The sequence below is a fragment of the Nonomuraea deserti genome, from assembly GCF_004348685.1.
Classification (GTDB): domain Bacteria; phylum Actinomycetota; class Actinomycetes; order Streptosporangiales; family Streptosporangiaceae; genus Nonomuraea; species Nonomuraea deserti.
Window position 1 is genome coordinate 1 of record NZ_SMKO01000406.1, and the last position, 1407, is coordinate 1407.

Annotated in this window: 1 protein-coding gene; it reads right to left on the reverse strand. The window is 69.3% G+C overall.

Features of this window, described 5'->3' with window-relative positions:
• Positions 1–21 precede the first annotated feature (21 nt).
• Positions 22–1269 (reverse strand): IS701 family transposase, encoded by a 1248-nt coding sequence (locus E1292_RS50365; RefSeq protein ID WP_439331967.1) that lies wholly within the window; start codon positions 1267–1269, stop codon positions 22–24.
• Between the last annotated feature and the right edge of the window lie 138 nt (positions 1270–1407).

The window sequence follows — 1407 nt, forward strand, 5'->3', positions numbered from 1 at the left end:
TACTCCAGTGACACATCGCGATCATGGTTGGGATCTGCGCTGGTAGTGGCAGTGTCGGGCGGTTGCCTGATGGCGGCGGCGCCAGTCTGACCAGCGCAGAATGTCCGTGATCGTGTGGGTCGTGGTCAAGGTGAGCGCGGCCAGCAGCCGCCGGATCTCGGGGAGTGTCAGCTGGATACGGTCGTGGGTGTCGGACGGCTGGGCGGCGGCGATGGCGGCCAGCAGGGCCAGGGCGAGCATGGCCAGGGTGACGTGCCGGTGCCAGGCCGTCCAGCCGCGCACCTGGTAGTGGTCGAGGCCGGTCTGCCCTTTGGCGGCTTGGAAGGACTCCTCGACCGCCCAGCGGACACCGGCGATCTTGACCAGCGCCATCAAGGGCTGCCGGTCGGGGGCGTAACAGCGGTAGAAGGCCAGCTCGCCGGTGGTCAGGTTGCGGCGGATCAGAAGCCATCGGAACCCGTCGGGCTGGTCCTCGTCGATGCGGGCCCAGGCCCAGGCATACCAGCGCGGGCCCTTGGCTCCCTGCCCGGCGCGGTAGCGGTGCCAGTGCCGGTCGGCCACCCGTGCGGTGACCTCGGCGGCGCTGACCTGCACCCCGTCCAAGCGGATGCGCCGGTTGCCCGCGATCGCTAGGACGTACCCCATCCGGCGCTCTTCCAGGGTGGCGCGCAGGCGCGGGTCTTGACCGTAGACCTCATCGCCGGTCATCCAGCGGGCGGGCACCCCGGCCTCCAGGGCGGCCAGCACCATGGTGGTGGCCAGCGCGGGCTTGGTCGCGAAGCCGACCTCGTCCGGGATGCCGGCTCGCCGGCAGCGGCCGGGGTCGGCCAACCAGGTGTGTTCGGGCAGGTAGAGCCGCCGGTCCAGCAGCGCTCGCCCGGCCGGGGTGGCGTAGGCCAGGAACACGCCGATCTGGCAGTTTTCGATCCGGCCCGCGGTGCCGCTGTATTGCCGCTGCACCCCGGCCGAGGCGGTGCCTTTCTTGACGAAGCCGGTCTCATCGGCGATCAGTACGCCGCCGGGGCCGAGCCGGTCGACGACGAAGGCTCGCACGTCATCGCGCACCTTGTCGGCGTCCCAGCGGGCGGTGCGCAGCAGCCGCTGCAGTTTCTGGGGGCCGGCCAGTCCGGCGTGTTCGGCCAGGTTCCAGCAGTTCTTGCGGTCGAGGTCGGCCAGCAGTCCACGCACGTACGTACTTGCCGCGCGACGTGGTTCGATGCGGCTGAACCGGCCGGCGATCCGGGTCATCAGCTCGTTGAAGATGACCATCCAGCCATCAGGGTCTACGCTGTGGCTCGCGGCCACCGCACGATCTTTGGTTGTCTTCACAAACTCCGAATGATCACGCGGTGGCCGTCGCCATGTGACCCGAACGCTGCAAGATCGCCAAGTGTCACTGGAGTACTA

Excerpts from the sequence above, each read along its gene's own strand:
- E1292_RS50365 (WP_439331967.1), bottom strand. The coding sequence starts at position 1,269 with ATGGTCATCTTCAACGAGCTGATGACCCGGATCGCCGGCCGGTTCAGC.